The following is a 16,059-nucleotide window of genomic DNA, read 5'->3' on the forward strand; positions in this document are numbered from 1 at the left end:
TCGCTTGGTTACGGCTTGATGGTTTTCTGCTTACGGTAGAGATATAAGCGCTTGAGAGTGCAGGGCAGAACCTGATGGCAGCAAAACGTGGCCGGGGTTCTCCTGTGACATGTTGATCGATATCGCTGTGGATGCTTCCGGCAGCAAAGCGATTGAAGGCAGGGGCCAAGATGACGGATCAGAATGCGTCAGGGCTGTCGGCAGGACAGTCGTCGAAAACGACAATCGTACCCGTTATCCTTTCGGGAGGCTCCGGCACACGGCTCTGGCCTATGTCGCGGGCCAGTTTCCCAAAGCAGCTCTGGCCTCTGCTGAGTGCCCAGTCTCTCCTGCAGGAGACGGCAGTGCGTGCCAAGACGGTCACGCTTTCTGCTCCGATCGTTGTGTGCAACGAGGAGCATCGTTTCCTCATTGCGGAGCAGTTGCGCGAAGCGGGGATCAATTCTCCCAAGATTCTGCTTGAACCGGTAGGCCGCAATTCTGCCCCTGCGATTGCGGCGGCGGCTCTCATCGTCGCCCAGACCGATCCTTCCGCCGTCCTTTGGCTGATGGCGGCGGATGCGGCCATCACGAAGCCGGAAGCTCTGGGCGAAGCCATGCAGGCGGCGGTTGCGGGAGCCGAGGCTGGCAAGGTCGTCACGTTTGGCATGAAGCCGACCCGTCCCGAGACGGGTTATGGCTATATTGAGGTAGGTGCGACGGTCCCCGGTGTGGCGGGTGTCTGTGCCGTAAAGGCGTTCCGAGAGAAACCGGATGCGCAGCAGGCCGAGGATTTTCTCAAGACGGGCGGTTATCTCTGGAACTCTGGGATGTTCGTGTTCCGCGCGGACACGTTGATCCGTGAGATGGAAGAGCACGCGCCGGACGTGATCGAAAGTGTGCGTGCCGCCGTGGCCGCCCGCAAGAGCGATCTGTTCTTTGAGCGTTTGGGCAGCGAAGAGTTCCGCAAAGTGCCCGATATTTCCATCGATTATGCGGTGGCCGAACGGAGCCACAATGTGGTGGTGGTACCGGCCGATCTGGGATGGTCGGACGTGGGAAGCTGGGACGCCCTGTGGGACATCAGCAGCAAGGATGCGAAGGGCAATGTTGAGGTTGGCGATGTGCTGATCGAGGATTGTCACAACAGCTACGTGCGCTCCGAGAAATATCTCACGGCTGTGGCCGGTCTGGATGACGTGGTGGTTGTCACCACCGATGATGCCGTGCTGGTGACGCATCGTGATCGGGCGCAGGACGTCAAGAAAGTGGTGGAGCGCCTCAAGGCGCACAAACGCCCAGAGGCCGCGACGCACAACCGCTGCTACCGTCCGTGGGGATTCTATGAAAGCCTGATCCAGAATGATCGCTTTCAGGTAAAGCGGATTGTCGTGCAGCCGGGACAGAAGCTGTCCCTGCAGAAGCACTTCCACCGGGCCGAGCACTGGGTGGTGGTCGGTGGCGTGGCGTTGGTGACGCGCGATGACGACAAGGTTCTGGTGCGTGAGAACGAGAGCATCTATTTGCCGCAAGGATGCGTGCACCGCATGGAAAATCCGGGCAAGATTCCGCTGACCCTGATCGAGGTGCAGACGGGGGCATATCTTGGTGAGGACGATATTGTCCGGTTGGAAGATACTTACAATCGGGCTTGAAGATTGTTGGGCGATTACGGGGAGTGGTGAAAACTTTCCGTAATCGTTGCTGAAGGATCATCAGTAAATAATGGAGAAGGTCTGAGACTAGAAGAGGTTGAGATTTTATCGAATGATTGTAGTGCGAATTACGGTGGCGCAAGCATGCTTAGTAAACTATCCCCTCGCTTGTCTATGTGTTAGGGGTGGAGCAGAAAAAGATTGAGGTAATTTTTGTGCGCCCAGGAGCACCAAATCAAGAATTCGTCAATTTTTCGCGTAAAGATTTTGATTCTCGGTTTAAATTTGCAGAAAAATATTTCAAAATTATCTCTTGGATTTTTTATTCAGCAACGCTAAATTACTTGGCATCCATAACGCATTCACATATACTAACAGCCTTATATTGCTATTCATGCTACATTATTTTTATGTTGTTTCTTAGATTCAATGCAGTTTTTACTGATAGTTTAATGAAGTGGAGAATTTTTTTCGTTTATATATAAAGAAATTATTTTTTATATACTTTTCTCATTAGTGTTGATAGCGTTAGAGTTATATATAAGTTATATTTTGTGCTTTAGGGCATTTCCAAGTCTTATCAAATTAATAGCTAATCTAAAGAAATAATTCTAATGTTTATTGGTTGCGAGTTTCTGAATTTTTCTAAGTCCTGCTTCGTATTATTTTGCTAATAGGCGTCTCGTTTCATGTTTTGACACTGTAGAAATCCGCCGTAGAGGATTAAAGAAGTCGTGGATAACCTCAAAAATATTCGCCAATGATAAAACATGTAGTGTGGTGCGAACTGCGGGACTCGAACCCGCACGCCCTTACGGACTCGAGATTTTAAGTCTCGTGCGTCTACCATTCCGCCAAGTTCGCACAACCGGCGCGCTTCTAGCACGTTCGGCTCTGTCTCGTAAGTCATCTCATCCCGCGCGCATGAGGGCGGAACCATGCTGCGACAACCATTCTTCGGCCGTGCGGTAGCCGGGACACACGCGCTCCACTTCTTTCCAGAAAGCCGTTCCGTGGTTGTGATGCCGCAGATGGCAAAGCTCGTGCAGGATGACGTAGTCCTGCACAGCAAGTGGCGCCATGACCAGTCGCCAGGACAGCATGATGCGGCCTGTGGCAGAGCAGCTTCCCCAGCGGCTGGTGGTGTCACGCACAGCGATGTGGGTGGGGTGCAGATCGATGCGGGTCACCTGCTGCATCAGACGTATCCGCAGCCGTTCTTTCCCAAGTTCGCGCAGGAAATCGCCCACGCGGCGGGCAAGGAAAGTCGGATCGCCGCTTACATGCAGTTCTTCGCCTGCCAGCCAAGCGCCTCCGCGGCTTTGCGGAACATGCCTGATCCTGTGCGGCTGACCGTCGAGCGGAACGTATCCTCCATCCACCAGTCGGATAGGAGCGGGGCGGCGCTGCAACTGTTTTTCCACCCATCCCGTATGGGTGCGCAACAGCTTGAGGCCGGCTTCGGCGGGAGTGGTGGCGGGAAGGGTGATGATGACGCTATCGGACGAGCGTGACAGGCGGATGGAAAGACGCCGTGCCCGGGAGGAACGGCGCCATTCAAGCGGGATGAGGACATCAGGAAGCTGAAGATGGTCGGGGAGCGCGGAAAAGGGAATGGAGGGGGGACGGCCTGCCGCCGTCATGTGTCGCCCATGACGCGGGCGTCCACCTTGCGTGACGCCTCGCTTTCCTCTGCGGGATCCAGCGCGGGCCAACGGACGATGTAGTCTTCCAGTATTCCCGCCTGCCGCTCACTGATGCAGCGACCTCCGGCCGACACGCCCGCTTCCACCACGCTTTCCGGGCGCCCCGTCACCAATGGGTGCCACGCGGGAAGATCCAGCCCTTCGGAAAGACGTCGGTAGGCGCAGGTGGGGGGAAGCCAGTCGATGGTGCGCAGCATTTCAGGGGTAAGGGTTACGCAATCCTGCACCTTGCGATGACGCTGCGGGTAATCGGTGCAGCGGCAGGTCTGTGTGTCGAGCAGCCGACAGGCGACATTGGTGTAATAGAGGGTGTCGTCATCCTCATCCCGCAGTTTGTGCAGGCAGCAGCGTCCGCAGCCGTCGCACAGTGATTCCCATTCTTCGCGGGACATCTCGTCGAGGGGTGTGGTTTTCCAGAAAGGGGTGTCAGGCATCATGTCTGCACGATAGCGGTAAGGCGCCTGCAGTTGGAAGAGGTTCCTGCGGCTACAGCGCGGGTTGAAGCCGCCAGGCCAGCGCGAACGCCATCAGGATCGACAGAGCGACACTGGCTGCCATACCGAGTGCGAGGCATCCGCGCAGCAGCGGCAGCCACAGCAACGTCACGCGGCGGGTCCGACCGGCCCCCAGTTCAAAGGCCGTGCGCGCCAGTTCGGAAGGGGCGTCCAGCAACGTGCCCAGCACTGGCAGCGTAAAGGTGGGGCACAGCAGAAATCCCTGAATGATGGAAACAAGGGAAGGGATAGGCTCACGTGGCATAAGCGTGGGGGTGAACAGCAGGGAGGGAAGCCACAGAGCCAGAACGGTTCCCGGCAGCCAGAGTGCGAGCAATATATGGAACCACAGGCGACTTCTGGGCATCAGGAGACACAGAGCGCCCATGCCCAGTGTTGCGGCAAATGTGAGCGCGGCATGCGCCACGAGAAAGTCGGGAGAGGCGGAGAAAAGGGAAGACAAGGCGATGGAACCGACCAGTGTGAACGAGAACCCGGGTAATTAAGATAGAAAACCGTATATCCTAGCGACGCGCCAGCCATTGTGCGAAGCGGGGAGATATTTCGTCCAGATGGTTGGTCCAGAAGGCGATATCCAGCGCAAGAGCCGGGCGGGTTTCGGTGGTGGGAGCCTGTGATACGGCAAGCCCTTTGCTGAGTGCCTGTGTCTGCTCGGGCGCCATGATCCATGTGCGAAGGGATGCCGCGTCCACCACGTTTCGTGCCGGATGTGCGGGTTCCACCCAGTTGTAACGGATGCGCAGGCGCGGTGCCCACAGAATGCCAAAGCGCTCGCCTACGAGGGTGTTAGCGGCCAGAACCTCCGTTGTCGGCGCCATTCCCATCAGAGCGGCACCCGTTGTCAGGATGCGCATGGCTTCGGCAGGTGTGTTCCACCACACGATATAGGGACGAAGCTGGCTCAGCCGACGAAAGGCCCGGTCGAGACCCTGCGGTGTGCTGAGCTGGCTGTAGATGGCGTTGGGTGGCACACCATCCGACAGAAGGGCAACCTCCAGCGTGCCACGGGGGTCGGCCCGCAGTCCTCTTTTGCCCGGATGACGGGCGACGTCCCAGAAATCGGTCCAACTCGGCTGGATGGACATTCGCTTCGTGTCCCAGACGAGCACATGGTCAAGATCGAACGCCTGAAGGCCGCAGGCGTGATCGTCCTTGGCGTCCAGATGGCCCTCGTCCATGCGCCGGAACACGCCATCCCGGCAACCGATCCGCGCGGTGTCTTCCTCGACAAGGGCGAGTGACCATGTCTGGAGAGGCGTGTCGGCACGGCGTTCGGCGGAAAGATACTGCTGATCGTTCCACGTCGTCATCCGTATTGTCTCATGAGTCAGGCGGTAGAACGGGTGCCACAACACGTCAGCCAGCACCCCATCGAGGGCGCCCGGCTGAGACGCCACCACGACGGCATGCGGCCGGCGCATTCCGGCTGCCGCGTGTCCGCCCAGTCCGAAGGTGGCAAGAGGAATTGCGAGAGAGGCTGCGAGTCGAACCGTGAAGCGAAACCTGCGCCCAGCACGTCGTCTGTTGCCGCCCGGATGCGCCGGGTCTGATGAAGCGTGTCGAGCCAAGTTCCCATCCTGAGTCTGATGACAGACAGAGTCAGGTTACTCCTGATTGGTGCCAGTCGGAAAGGCCATAGCATTCATGGGCTGCCATGCCAGCAGGGCGTCTGCTCCGGGCTTCGCCAGACCGGGGATAGAGGCCGGAGGGCGATGCACATTGATTTCGGTGCCTTCGGCCAGACGGAACCGCAGTTGCACAACATCGCCCAGATGAATGATGTCGGTCAGGGTCGCCCCCAGCGCGCTTTCCGCTTCCTCGTTCGTCTGCCCTCTCAGGAACAGCGGAGAAATCTGGTCCGGACGCACGCACAGATCCACCAGATCGCCTTCTTCCAGATCAGGATCGGCGAGCGCCTCCATTTCCGCGCCACAGGCCAGCCGGACGCGCGCGACATCGTCTTCAAGCGCCATCACCGCGCCGACGAGAAGATTGGCGTCTCCCATGGCGACTGCCACGCGGGGGCAGGCCGGACGTTCAATCAGCGTGCCCGCATCGCCAAGCTGAAGCAGCACGCCATCGGCCAGCACGCCGATCCGACGCGCAGCGGTTAGCGCTTCCTCCCGGTCGCGGGTTAGCAGAAGCAGGGTGAGCATTCGTGCGCGACGCAGGCGATCTAGTCGCTGGCGCAGATCGCGTCGCATCTCGCCATCGAGCCCAGCGAACACGTCGTTTAGCACGATTACGGCAGGATCGGTGGCGAGTGCGCGTGCGAAAGCAACGCGAATACGGATATCGGGCGCCAGATCGGCGGGGAACGCATCGGCGTGACGTTCAAGTCCCAGCAGGGCGAGGTGATGTACGGCTGCCTGCCGGGCTGCGGCGCGCGAGAGCCCCTTCGCCCTGAAGGGGAAGCCGATATTGTCGCGCACGGTCATGTGACCGAAAAGCGGCGTATGGCGACCGACGACAGCGGCGCCGCCTCGGGCTGCAGGAAGGAGGGCGGTGACATCCTTTTCGGCCACAAAAACTCTTCCGTCGGCGGGAAGCGCCCTGCCGGACAGAACATCGGCGAATCGCGACAGTCCGTTTTCCCGCTCGGAAAGGGCCAGTAACGCCAGACACTCGCCTTCGTGAACGGTCACGTTCAGGGGAGGCGTGTCGGAGGAGAGGCGCAGCCCGTCCAGTCTGAGCGTGGGGGCGCCGGTGTCGCGCCTGCTGCGGCCACGAGGTGATGAAGCTGTCATGACGACATGGAACCACAGCCTTCTCCGGGAGTTAAGAGCCATGTAATCCATGCCCGTCCGACGTCCAGGCAAGTTCATCAAGGCGGGCATGGAGACAACTGGGAAGGACAACCGCATGTCTGCTGAAAAGATCGCAAAGGGCGCCGCCAAGGCCGCCAGCGATGCGAACACCAACGCACGTGACGAACTGGAAGCTCTGAAAAATCAGCTTGAAGAGTTTCTGAACAAGCATGTCGTCCCGTCCGTGACGGATGCGGCCAACTCAGCGGTCTCCAGTGCGCGCGACATGGCGCAGCATCAACGCAAGAACGTGGAAACGAATGTCAGCGCCAAGCCGCTGCTCTCCATCGGCATTTCCGCCGTCGTCGGGTTTGTCCTCGGCCGCCTGTCGCGTTAAGCTTCCGCCCCGGGAGTCTCTGCAAGCAGGAACCCGGGGCTGTCAGTCGATCCGTTACCGTTATCGGGGTGATTCGACTTCGTTCCGGTTTTCCCGCAAAGGGACGAGGTTGGAATCAGGAAGGCGGGCTTTTTCGCGAAAGCGTGCCGATGGCAAGGTAGACGGCGACTCATGCGCATCTTTGAGGTCGGAAAGACCGCAGCCCACGCGGAAGTGGAACTCCTTCAGCGGAAGGCGATGCGTCTGGGACGCCAGATCGCGCTTCTGGTCGTGGCGGCTCTAATGGGATTTTTCTCCCTTATCACTGGCCACGCCCTGCTCTGGGCCATTTTCCGGTATGAATTCGGTTTCGGGCCTGTGTTGGCGCCGGGAGCCGTGTTCGGTACCGATATTTTCCTTGCGCTTGTGTTCCTCTTCTTCGGTCGCCGGTCCTTCATCCTGCCGTCCGAGATCGAGGCGCATCTGCGGCGTGACCGGGCCATCAACGAACTCAAGCAGACCCTTACCATTTTCTCCGTGGCGTCCGCTGTGACGGGGCCACTCAGCCGCTTTGCCGGGCGCAAGGTGTGGGGTGTGATGTCGCGGCGCAACCGCTCCTGACGGATGGTTCATCCGGTAACTGTGAAATTAAAGGCGGTCTCTTCGGAGGCCGCCTTTTTCATTTGTGCGTCAGTCCTGCTCGTTCGGGAAAGAGGCTCCCTGTAGGCGAGCCTCAAAAGCGCGAACGAGGGTGGGATTGGTGCGGCGCAACTGACTGGCATCGAGCATGATGGCCGTATCACGGGCTGAAGCACGGCTCCAGCGGACGAGGCGGGCACATTCGGAGCGCTCGGCTTCCTCGTGGCGGCGCAGGGGAGAGGTGGTTACAGGCATGGTCGGGTTCCGGTGTGCAGCAGAAAGAAAATGTCTGCTCGGAAACCGGGCAGAAACATGCGCGGCTCTTTCGCATGTCTCCATGAGTGAGAGGTAAAGATTCTTCCCCTTCATGTCGGTCTGCACGAATGGTAGTCATGCGCTGCGTTCAGGAGCGGCGATTGCGCCGTTCCGCCAGTCGTGTGCCGAGAGCCTCCAGCGCGTCGCGCAGCGGACCTTCAGGAAAATCGGGCAGATCGGGAGGCGTGAGTGGGGTAGACTGACGTGCAACCGCACGTGGTTTGGGTGTCGTGGGCTGGAAGTCCTGCGTCAGTCGCAGTCGCTCCACGATTTTCTGACCGCACCACATGTTGATCCGGTTGATGAGGGCCGCCTGCATGTGCTGGATTTCCATCGCTACCGGCCCATGACAGGCGATGGTGAGCGTCCCGGCACCCAGCTTGCGCGGCTCCGTGCGGCGCGCGAGCGATTCTCCCACGATGTTGGACCAATCGAGGAACAGCGTGACCGTTGCGGGAGAGCGCTTGCGAAACGCCTCCTTCGTCACGCCGGGCAGAAGGGTGGAGAGGGTGCGGGGCGCAAAAGCGCGTTTGGGTGGTTGCGGGGGCTGCCTGTCTTCGGCCTTGTTGCGCCCGGTCTTGCCCGATGTCCGTGCGGCTTTCATAAGAGCCTCCGTGATTCCATCTTCATCCGCTCTCCTTGCATGGTACGACCATAATCGCCGCGTTCTGCCGTGGCGTGCGTTGCCCGGTCAGGCCGCCGATCCCTATCATGTATGGATCAGTGAAATCATGCTCCAGCAGACGACTGTTACGGCGGTCGTTCCCTATTACCACGCATTTCTTGCGCGCTTCCCGACTGTAGAGCGGTTGGCCGCAGCTCCGCTCGATGATGTGCTCGCGGCGTGGGCGGGTCTTGGTTACTACTCCCGTGCGCGCAATCTGCATCGGTGTGCGGGCGAGATCGTGCAGCGTGGCGGGTTTCCACGTGATGTCGAGGGATTGCAGTCGCTTCCCGGAATCGGTCCCTATACGGCCTCCGCGATCGCGGCCATCGCCTTTGGCGTGCCGGTCGTACCGGTGGACGGCAATGTCGAGCGGATCGTGGCGCGTGTGTTCGCTATTGAGGAACCGCTCCCGGGAGCGCGGCGGAAACTGGGCCGCGAAGCGCTTCGTCTCAATGGGGAAACCGAAGCCAGAAACCGTCCGTCCGATTTCGCGCAGGCTCTGTTCGATCTGGGCGCGACCGTATGTGTGCCCCGCACGCCGCAATGTCTGCTCTGTCCGTGGGTGGTCTCGTGTGCGGCCCATAAAGCCGGGATACAGGTGCTGCTTCCCGCGAAGACACCGAAAGCCGCACGCCCTGAGCGGCACGGTGTGCATTTCCTGCTGGTGGATGAAGCGGGGCAGATAGTGCTGCGTCGTAGGCCCGATAAAGGATTGCTGGGTGGCACCATCGAGCTGCCCGGAACGCCGTGGCAGGATGCGCCATGGCCGCTGCCGGAGGCTTTCGAACTTGCACCGGGAGGGTCGCGCCACCCGTGGCGGGTAGCGGGAACGGTGCGGCATGTGTTCAGCCATTTTGCGCTCATGGTGACGGTCTGTGTTGCGCGTGTCCGCACGATGCCGAATCTGTTGCCGGAAGAAGGGTTTGTCGTTCCAGCGGTGCAGGCTGAAGGGCTTGCGCTCTCCTCGCTTATGCGCAAATGCCTTGGGACCGGGCTGGAGGCTCTCGGCAATGAGCCGGCCGCATGAATGAGAAGGGCGCGCAGGGGTGACCGATATACAGGCTTCGGACAAGGAAATATGGCTGCTCGACGTGTATGGCCGGTTTCTGCACAACGATCCTGTCTCGGACCGCCTGGAAACGCTGCTCCCGGAGGATCTGCCGCCTGAAGGTCCGGGTGTTCTCCTGCATATCGATTCAGGTGCAGAGGAAGAGCCGTTCCGGCTCGTGAAGCGTGACAGTCGGCCTGTTCCCTTGCCGCATATCGTTCCGCATTTGGGAGACGATCTGACGGTACGGCTTGAGGTGACGGATCGGCAGGGGCCTTTTGCCGCATGGCGTGGACATTTTCTTACCGGTACGGACGATGGCGGAGTGGACGCCGTGGAGGCGAGTGACACGGAAGCCGCTTTCGTGCCGGTGCCGGCGCGTACGGCGCGCGTGCTTTTGCCGTCTTCTCCGCTGACGGTGCGGGATGAATGGGACACGGTTCTCTTGCCGCCCCGTGCGGATGAGGGAATGTGCGTGAGGATCGGAGCGGGAGCGTATCCGTGGCCGGTTGTCAGTGAATTGCTGACCCGCATGGCCAACATGTCGCCGGGTGAAATTCTGCGTCAGCATCTGCCGGAAACCGGTGACATTCCAGCACTTCGTGTTGAAGTCAGCCGGCCCGCGCACTGATCTCGGGTCGTAGGTGTGTGGGCAGTATTTGACTTGCGCTCACGGTCTTCCCATGTCCTGATGACATAGCGATGTCGAAGCATTGCCTCGGGGGCAGTGCGGATGTCGCGGGATGGGAGTTGCCGACGTGTCGATGCCCGAATTCCTCATGCCCTTTTCGTCCGTTGTCGAGTGGACGGTGTTTGCCGGTATGGCTGGACTGATCGCCGCGATGGCGGGCCGAAATGCGGCGCGTCAGCGAGCGTTGCAGCCGGTGCGGGTGCGTCGGCGGCAGGGTTGATTTCGTTTCGCTGATTTCGCTTCATAGGCGTGATGGGCTAAGCCGGACCGCATGAATTTCCTGCATGTTCCGGCTGCTCAGTCAGCCGCTTCCGTTGGGGGCGGACGTCTTGGCGTTCTACTCCTCAATCTCGGTACACCCGACGACACCAGCTTTGCATCCGTCCGGCGTTATCTGAGCGAATTTCTCTCGGATCGGCGTGTGATCGAAGCCAATCCGGTTGTCTGGCAACCCATCCTGCAAGGGGTTGTTCTGACTGTGCGCCCCCGGCGTTCGGGCGAAGCTTATCGTCGGATCTGGAACACTGCGCGTGATGAAAGCCCGTTGCGCACGTTTACTCGGGCACAGGCGGAGCAACTGGCCGAGCGGTTTGCGGCGGAAAATGTGCAGGTGGCGTGGGGCATGCGTTACGGCACGCCTTCGGTGGCCGATGGTGTGACGGAACTCATGCAGGCGGGGTGTGACCGTATTCTCGTCATGCCGCTCTATCCGCAATACAGCGCCACGACGACGGCTACGGCCAATGACCAGCTCTTTCGCTTCTTGATGAAGCTGCGGCTCCAGCCTGCGATTCGTACGTTGCCCGCCTTTGCCGATCATCCTCTCTATATTCGGGCATTGGCCGATTCCCTGAAGGCAGCAGTGGGAGGGCTTCCCGCGCCCCCGAAAATGGTGGTGATCTCTTTTCACGGCTTGCCTGAGGAGTATGTCCGCAAGGGCGATCCGTATCGGGACGAATGCGAGCGAACGGTCGCGGCTCTGCGGCAGGAGACGGGGCTGTCCGAAAAAGAGATGCCGATGACGTTTCAGTCCCGTTTCGGGCCGACGAAGTGGCTGGAGCCCTATACGGCGCCTTTTCTTGCGGGGCTTCCGGCTCAGGGCATTACGCGTGTTGCCGTCATGACACCGGGTTTCCTCACGGACTGCCTTGAGACACTCGATGAGATCGGCAACGAAGTGCGTGACGAGTTCCTTGCGGCAGGCGGAGAGGAGTTGACCTTGATCCCCTGCCTCAATGCCAGCAAGGGCGCGATAGATCTGCTCGAAGGGTTGGCGCGGGTTGAGTTGAGTGGCTGGTTGACGCCCTGAAGCTCCGTTTCACTCTGAACAGAACTCGTGCGATTTAAAGGAATTTTCTCGAAAAAGAGACGAAGGATAACAATTCGCCGTTTCCGTATACCTTCATGCAATGTTTGTTAACGGTCGGACCGTAACATTTCCTCAAGCCGCTGGAGAGTTCCGGCACCCTTGAGTCGCGCTTCTGCCTGACCATGCTCCTTGAGCCAAAAGGTGTGGACATGGATCGGGCAGAGCGATGATGGAAATGCAGAGTCATGACCGACAGCACAAATGCGACGCCCCCCGTGTCCCGGAAAACCGGTGCCACGTCTCCTTCGATCCTTGTGGCCGATGACAATTACCAACTCAATCCGATCATCTTTAATCCGCTGGCCGGATTTGTTCTTTCGGACGGTCAGAGTGTCAATGCGGTCGATACCATTACTGTTTCCGCTCTTTCGGGGGGCGCGTCTTTTAATACGACGCGGTTGAAGAGCGACAGTCGCATTTCTTCCGATGTTACCATAGGGAGCGACGGGACACTCACCTATGAGGGAACGCTGGCGGATTTCGAGAATTATTTCGTTCCTGACCTTTCCGCTACGTGTGTCACGACGACTGTGACGACCCAGCAGTTTCAGGTCACGATTTCCAATTCTGCCGGGACAGCTACGGCAACGAACTCTGTTGTCATCAATCCGGATACTTCTCTCGCGCAGGCGATGATCAGTGGTACCGATCCGCAGACAGTTTCAGATACGGCAGGCAGTGCCCAGCAGATAGGGCAGATATTCACTCTCCGCACGGCCAACTGGTCTCCTAATCTGTCAACGACGCAGGTTGCGACATTAACATTTTCCATTACCGGCGTTTCGGCGGGCGTAGGTGGTGTGCTCGAGGTGGACGATGTGCCATCGGGTGTAACGGTTTCCGGTAACGATACAACCACGCTGACCCTGACGGGAACGGAATCCGAACTTGGCAGTCTTCTTCAGGATTCGTCGTTCCAAAGTCATCTTGCTTTTGTTCCCGGAAGTGACTCCACCCTTCTCTCTACGCAGCAGGCTCAGATCGGGATCAGCGCTACCCTGCAGGAACAGGGCAGTGACATTGTACAGAAGGTAGATTCTTCTCTGCTTGAGGATGGTCACGTTTCGCCCATGACCTTGCAGGTCGTGCCCACCGTTCCTTCGGGAAATGATGCCGTAACGAACGGGCATTATTCCATCACGCAGGCTTCGACATCGCTGCAGCTTTTCTCCGCCGATAACGGTGTGAAAATCAGCAATGGTTATGGTGGCGATGTGACGGTTGCTGTGCAGAGCAGTAACGCGCTGGCGGGTACGCTCGATTTTGCTTCCGCGTCCACGACAGGTCTTATCGGAAGTGTTGCGAACACCACCACAAATGGCCAGCAGATCATTTCTGCGAGCTTTGACAGCGCTGCGGATGCGGCCTCCTTTCTTGAGGGGGTGAATTTCGAAACCGGGCAGGGCGCGGCGGCGGCAGGTCAGTCAACAACGCTTTCGGTGAGTGCGACCAACGGCAATCCGTATGAATCGACGGTGTCCTGGTCGGAAACTCTTCAGGTCTTTCCGTCGGATTCCCCATCGCTGACAGGGCTTGTTCAATCAGGAACGACGGCGGTTAATGCGGCGGGTGATGCGAGCACACCGTTTGCGACTGTCGTGGTCAACAGTCCGGATGATCTGCCTGTTACGATCACTGTTTCGGCTTCGGGCAACAGCGGTCTTCTCGCAACAAGCGCCAGTTCCGATGTGACGGTGTCCGGGAACGACACGTCTACACTGACGCTCACGGGAACGGCAGCGGAGGTGCAGGCGGCACTGCGGAATGCGACCTTCCAGCCGTACGGTGATCTTTCCTCTTCCACGGATTTTTCGTTTTCCACAACGATCAGCAATGGTTTTTCCACCGACAGTGCCACGTCATCCGTCACTGTGGTTCCCGATATCTCACTGACCGTTCCTGACGAGAACGTCGATCTGTCTTCGCTTCTGAAGGACTCTACGCTCAGTGGTATTAGTGGTGCGTCACAGGTCGATGTGTTGACGATCAAGGAGACCTCGGGGGACGGCCAATTTGTGGATTCTGGTAAGGGGCCTCTCCAGTCCGCCATTTCCGCCGATGGCAAAACTCTGGTGCTGAGTGGCACGCTGGCAGAACTGAAAGCCGATCTTGCAAGCGGCGCGATCACCGCTACGGATCCCACGACGGCCGCGGGCACTACTGGTGGAACGGCGTCGCTGTCTTTCACTCTCTCACAGGATGCCGACAGCGCCACGGCTTCCGCAGACGTGGTTCTGCCGGGTTCCATGGTGACGAATATCGTCGATCCTGATGCTGGCAGCACGATCACAGCAACGGCTTCTGCACCTCTTACTGTGGTCAATGACAACGCGAGTCTGACTCAGGGCAGCACTTTTGTCCTGCAAGATGGGAGCACGGTCAGTGCTACGGAGACAGGGCGTAATGGTGACACGTTTGCCATGGGAGTGGACGGCGGAAGTTCCGCGTTAAGTTTGGCTAATACGGGCGAGGGTGTCAGCACGGTCGTCACCGCTGGCGGTGTCCAGACGGTGGATGCGTCGTCGAGCACGTCGCGGGTTACGGTTTTCAGCGGTGCGCAGTCTGTGGATTTCAAGGGAGGCACAGGCGAACTTGTGTCCAACGGTTCGGGCGATACGACCGATTGGACTGTTACCGGTACGTCCGGTGGTGACAACCAGCTCTGGCTGGGCGACGGGACGGCCACGATCAACGCGGGTGGCTTCAATCAGGTGATTCTGGGCAATGGTTCGGGCCTGAACGGCACGGTGGCCATCACGGGGGGCACGTCAGCGGATCAGGAAGAGGTTGATCTGTGGAATGGTTCGGGCACGACCGGAACGGTGACGCAGACGGGCGATTCCTATCTCACGGTGTTTGGCAGCAGCGCGGGCGGCACGAACGATGCGACGTTGAGCAATGGCATTGTGGCGCTCTCGGGTGACACAAGCGAGATCACGGCGCAGGATCAGGGCACGGTTCAGGTATGGGCCAATGGTGGAGCGACAACCTTCACCGATGCGGGAACGGGCGATGCCCAGTTCTATGAAACCGGTTCGGGCACCTTCTCCGTCAAGGACACCGGCGCTTCCACGGGTACCTTGACGATTGGTGTGTTCGCCGGTGCGAATGCGACGTGGACGGCGACGACGGCGGCTCGTCAGACCATCATCTCGGTGGCATCCGGCAACGGAACGGTTGTGACGGGCGCTGGAGTGGTAACGGCCCAGCAGATGGCCGATGCTGCCGTGACCTATAACCTTGGACAGGACGGTGTGTCGTCGCAACTCGATCTGACAGCGACCGGGAAGAACGCGGCCCTTATCAATACCGCTGGCGGTGTCCAGACGGTGGATGCGTCGTCGAGCACGTCGCGGGTGACGGTTTTCAGCGGTGCGCAGTCTGTGGATTTCAAGGGAGGCACAGGCGAACTTGTGTCCAACGGTTCGGGCGATGCGACCGATTGGACTGTTACCGGTACGTCCGGTGGTGACAACCAGCTCTGGCTGGGCGACGGGACGGCCACGATCAACGCTGGTGGCTTCAATCAGGTGATTCTGGGCAATGGTTCGGGCCTGAACGGCACGGTGGCCATCACGGGGGGCACGTCAGCGGATCAGGAAGAGGTTGATCTGTGGAATGGTTCGGGCACGACCGGAACGGTGACGCAGACGGGCGATTCCTATCTCACGGTGTTTGGCAGCAGCGCGGGCGGCACGAACGATGCGACGTTGAGCAATGGCATTGTGGCGCTCTCGGGTGACACAAGCGAGATCACGGCGCAGGATCAGGGCACGGTTCAGGTATGGGCCAATGGTGGAGCGACAACCTTCACCGATGCGGGAACGGGCGATGCCCAGTTCTATGAAACCGGTTCGGGCACCTTCTCCGTCAAGGACACCGGCGCTTCCACGGACGATGCGACGCTGACAGTGATGGAATTTGCTTCGGCGTCCGCCAGCGGCACGGTAACGGGTGGCAGCAAGAAGCTTGACGTCACGACGGGCGGCGGCACTCTGGATGTTGTTGCCGGTTCCGGCGGGCTTGATCTTTCCACTGCAGGCACGGGCGCGCTCACGCTCGATGTGACACAGGGATCGGACCACATCACGATTGCCAGCGGACACACCGGGGATGTCACGGTGATTGGTCGTAACCTGAATGCTGATACCAGTTTCTCGATTTCTGGCACGGCGAGTCAGGCGATGGTGGGAAGCAACCTGGTGGTCAGTCTGGACGATGGCCACACCGTAACGTTTGTGGGGGATGCCAGCAGCAATAATATGTCCTTGTTTCTGGCTTGATCCTATGTGGGGAGAAGCGGGCCTGATATGGTCCGCTCACGTCCTCGATAAGAAAAAGAAGTAGAGAAT

15 protein-coding genes and 1 tRNA gene are annotated in these 16,059 nt (G+C 59.2%); 8 read left to right on the plus strand and 8 right to left on the minus strand.

Features of this window, described 5'->3' with window-relative positions; all coding sequences use genetic code 11:
• The first annotated feature begins 170 nt into the window (after positions 1–170).
• Positions 171–1,634, plus strand: a complete 1,464-nt coding sequence (locus KUA11_RS09285) for a mannose-1-phosphate guanylyltransferase/mannose-6-phosphate isomerase (RefSeq protein WP_217410030.1) — start codon at positions 171–173, stop codon at positions 1,632–1,634.
• Positions 1,635–2,412: 778 nt separating this feature from the next.
• Here the strand turns inward: KUA11_RS09285 and KUA11_RS09290 are convergent.
• The 6 genes from KUA11_RS09290 to KUA11_RS09315 all read right to left on the minus strand — a co-directional run bounded on the left by KUA11_RS09290 (position 2,413) and on the right by KUA11_RS09315 (position 6,644).
• A tRNA-Leu gene (locus KUA11_RS09290) sits at positions 2,413–2,498 on the minus strand.
• A 47-nt stretch (positions 2,499–2,545) separates the two neighbouring features.
• Positions 2,546–3,277, minus strand: coding sequence for a M48 family metallopeptidase (locus KUA11_RS09295; RefSeq protein WP_217410031.1), 732 nt, complete (start codon positions 3,275–3,277; stop codon positions 2,546–2,548).
• Positions 3,274–3,777, minus strand: a complete 504-nt coding sequence (locus KUA11_RS09300; protein WP_302480885.1) for a YcgN family cysteine cluster protein — start codon at positions 3,775–3,777, stop codon at positions 3,274–3,276. Before KUA11_RS09300 ends, KUA11_RS09295 begins: the two co-directional genes overlap by 4 nt.
• A gap of 49 nt (positions 3,778–3,826) precedes the next feature.
• A complete protein-coding gene (locus KUA11_RS09305; protein ID WP_217410032.1) occupies positions 3,827–4,297 on the minus strand; it encodes a hypothetical protein in 471 nt (156 codons plus the stop codon).
• Between the two features lie 61 nt (positions 4,298–4,358).
• The gene (locus tag KUA11_RS09310) at positions 4,359–5,423 is read right to left on the minus strand and encodes an extracellular solute-binding protein (RefSeq protein ID WP_254454822.1); all 1,065 of its coding nucleotides are present in this window, start codon (positions 5,421–5,423) and stop codon (positions 4,359–4,361) included.
• A 36-nt stretch (positions 5,424–5,459) separates the two neighbouring features.
• Complete coding sequence (locus KUA11_RS09315; RefSeq protein ID WP_217410033.1) at positions 5,460–6,644, minus strand: TOBE domain-containing protein; 1,185 nt, start codon at positions 6,642–6,644, stop codon at positions 5,460–5,462.
• 73 nt (positions 6,645–6,717) lie between these two features.
• On the opposite strand from KUA11_RS09315, the gene KUA11_RS09320 reads away from it, so the two are divergent.
• Both KUA11_RS09320 and KUA11_RS09325 read left to right on the plus strand, forming a co-directional pair.
• Positions 6,718–6,999 carry a DUF883 family protein gene (locus KUA11_RS09320; RefSeq protein ID WP_166312911.1) on the plus strand — a complete coding sequence of 94 codons (282 nt, stop codon included), beginning with the start codon at positions 6,718–6,720 and terminating at the stop codon, positions 6,997–6,999.
• Positions 7,000–7,170: 171 nt separating this feature from the next.
• Positions 7,171–7,599 carry a hypothetical protein gene (locus tag KUA11_RS09325; RefSeq protein WP_217410034.1) on the plus strand — a complete coding sequence of 143 codons (429 nt, stop codon included), beginning with the start codon at positions 7,171–7,173 and terminating at the stop codon, positions 7,597–7,599.
• Between the two features lie 69 nt (positions 7,600–7,668).
• On the opposite strand, the gene KUA11_RS09330 is transcribed toward KUA11_RS09325, so the two are convergent.
• Together KUA11_RS09330 and KUA11_RS09335 are read right to left on the minus strand one after the other, a co-directional pair.
• Positions 7,669–7,872, minus strand: a complete 204-nt coding sequence (locus KUA11_RS09330) for a hypothetical protein (RefSeq protein ID WP_217410035.1) — start codon at positions 7,870–7,872, stop codon at positions 7,669–7,671.
• A 148-nt stretch (positions 7,873–8,020) separates the two neighbouring features.
• Positions 8,021–8,536 (minus strand): DUF721 domain-containing protein, encoded by a 516-nt coding sequence (locus KUA11_RS09335; RefSeq protein WP_254454823.1) that lies wholly within the window; start codon positions 8,534–8,536, stop codon positions 8,021–8,023.
• 10 nt (positions 8,537–8,546) lie between these two features.
• Between KUA11_RS09335 and KUA11_RS09340 the strand changes: the two genes are divergently transcribed.
• From KUA11_RS09340 to KUA11_RS09360, 5 genes are all read left to right on the plus strand, one after another.
• Positions 8,547–9,626 (plus strand): A/G-specific adenine glycosylase, encoded by a 1,080-nt coding sequence (locus KUA11_RS09340; RefSeq protein ID WP_368040989.1) that lies wholly within the window; start codon positions 8,547–8,549, stop codon positions 9,624–9,626.
• A gap of 19 nt (positions 9,627–9,645) precedes the next feature.
• Complete coding sequence (locus tag KUA11_RS09345; RefSeq protein WP_217410037.1) at positions 9,646–10,278, plus strand: hypothetical protein; 633 nt, start codon at positions 9,646–9,648, stop codon at positions 10,276–10,278.
• 112 nt (positions 10,279–10,390) lie between these two features.
• Entirely contained in the window at positions 10,391–10,558 is a 168-nt protein-coding gene (locus KUA11_RS09350) for a hypothetical protein (RefSeq protein ID WP_217410038.1), read from the plus strand.
• A 51-nt stretch (positions 10,559–10,609) separates the two neighbouring features.
• A complete protein-coding gene (gene hemH / locus KUA11_RS09355) occupies positions 10,610–11,647 on the plus strand; it encodes a ferrochelatase (RefSeq protein WP_217410039.1) in 1,038 nt (345 codons plus the stop codon).
• A 245-nt stretch (positions 11,648–11,892) separates the two neighbouring features.
• Complete coding sequence (locus tag KUA11_RS09360) at positions 11,893–15,990, plus strand: beta strand repeat-containing protein (protein WP_217410040.1); 4,098 nt, start codon at positions 11,893–11,895, stop codon at positions 15,988–15,990.
• Positions 15,991–16,059: the final 69 nt, after the last annotated feature.

The organism is Acetobacter estunensis (assembly GCF_019083805.1).
GTDB lineage: Bacteria > Pseudomonadota > Alphaproteobacteria > Acetobacterales > Acetobacteraceae > Acetobacter > Acetobacter estunensis_A.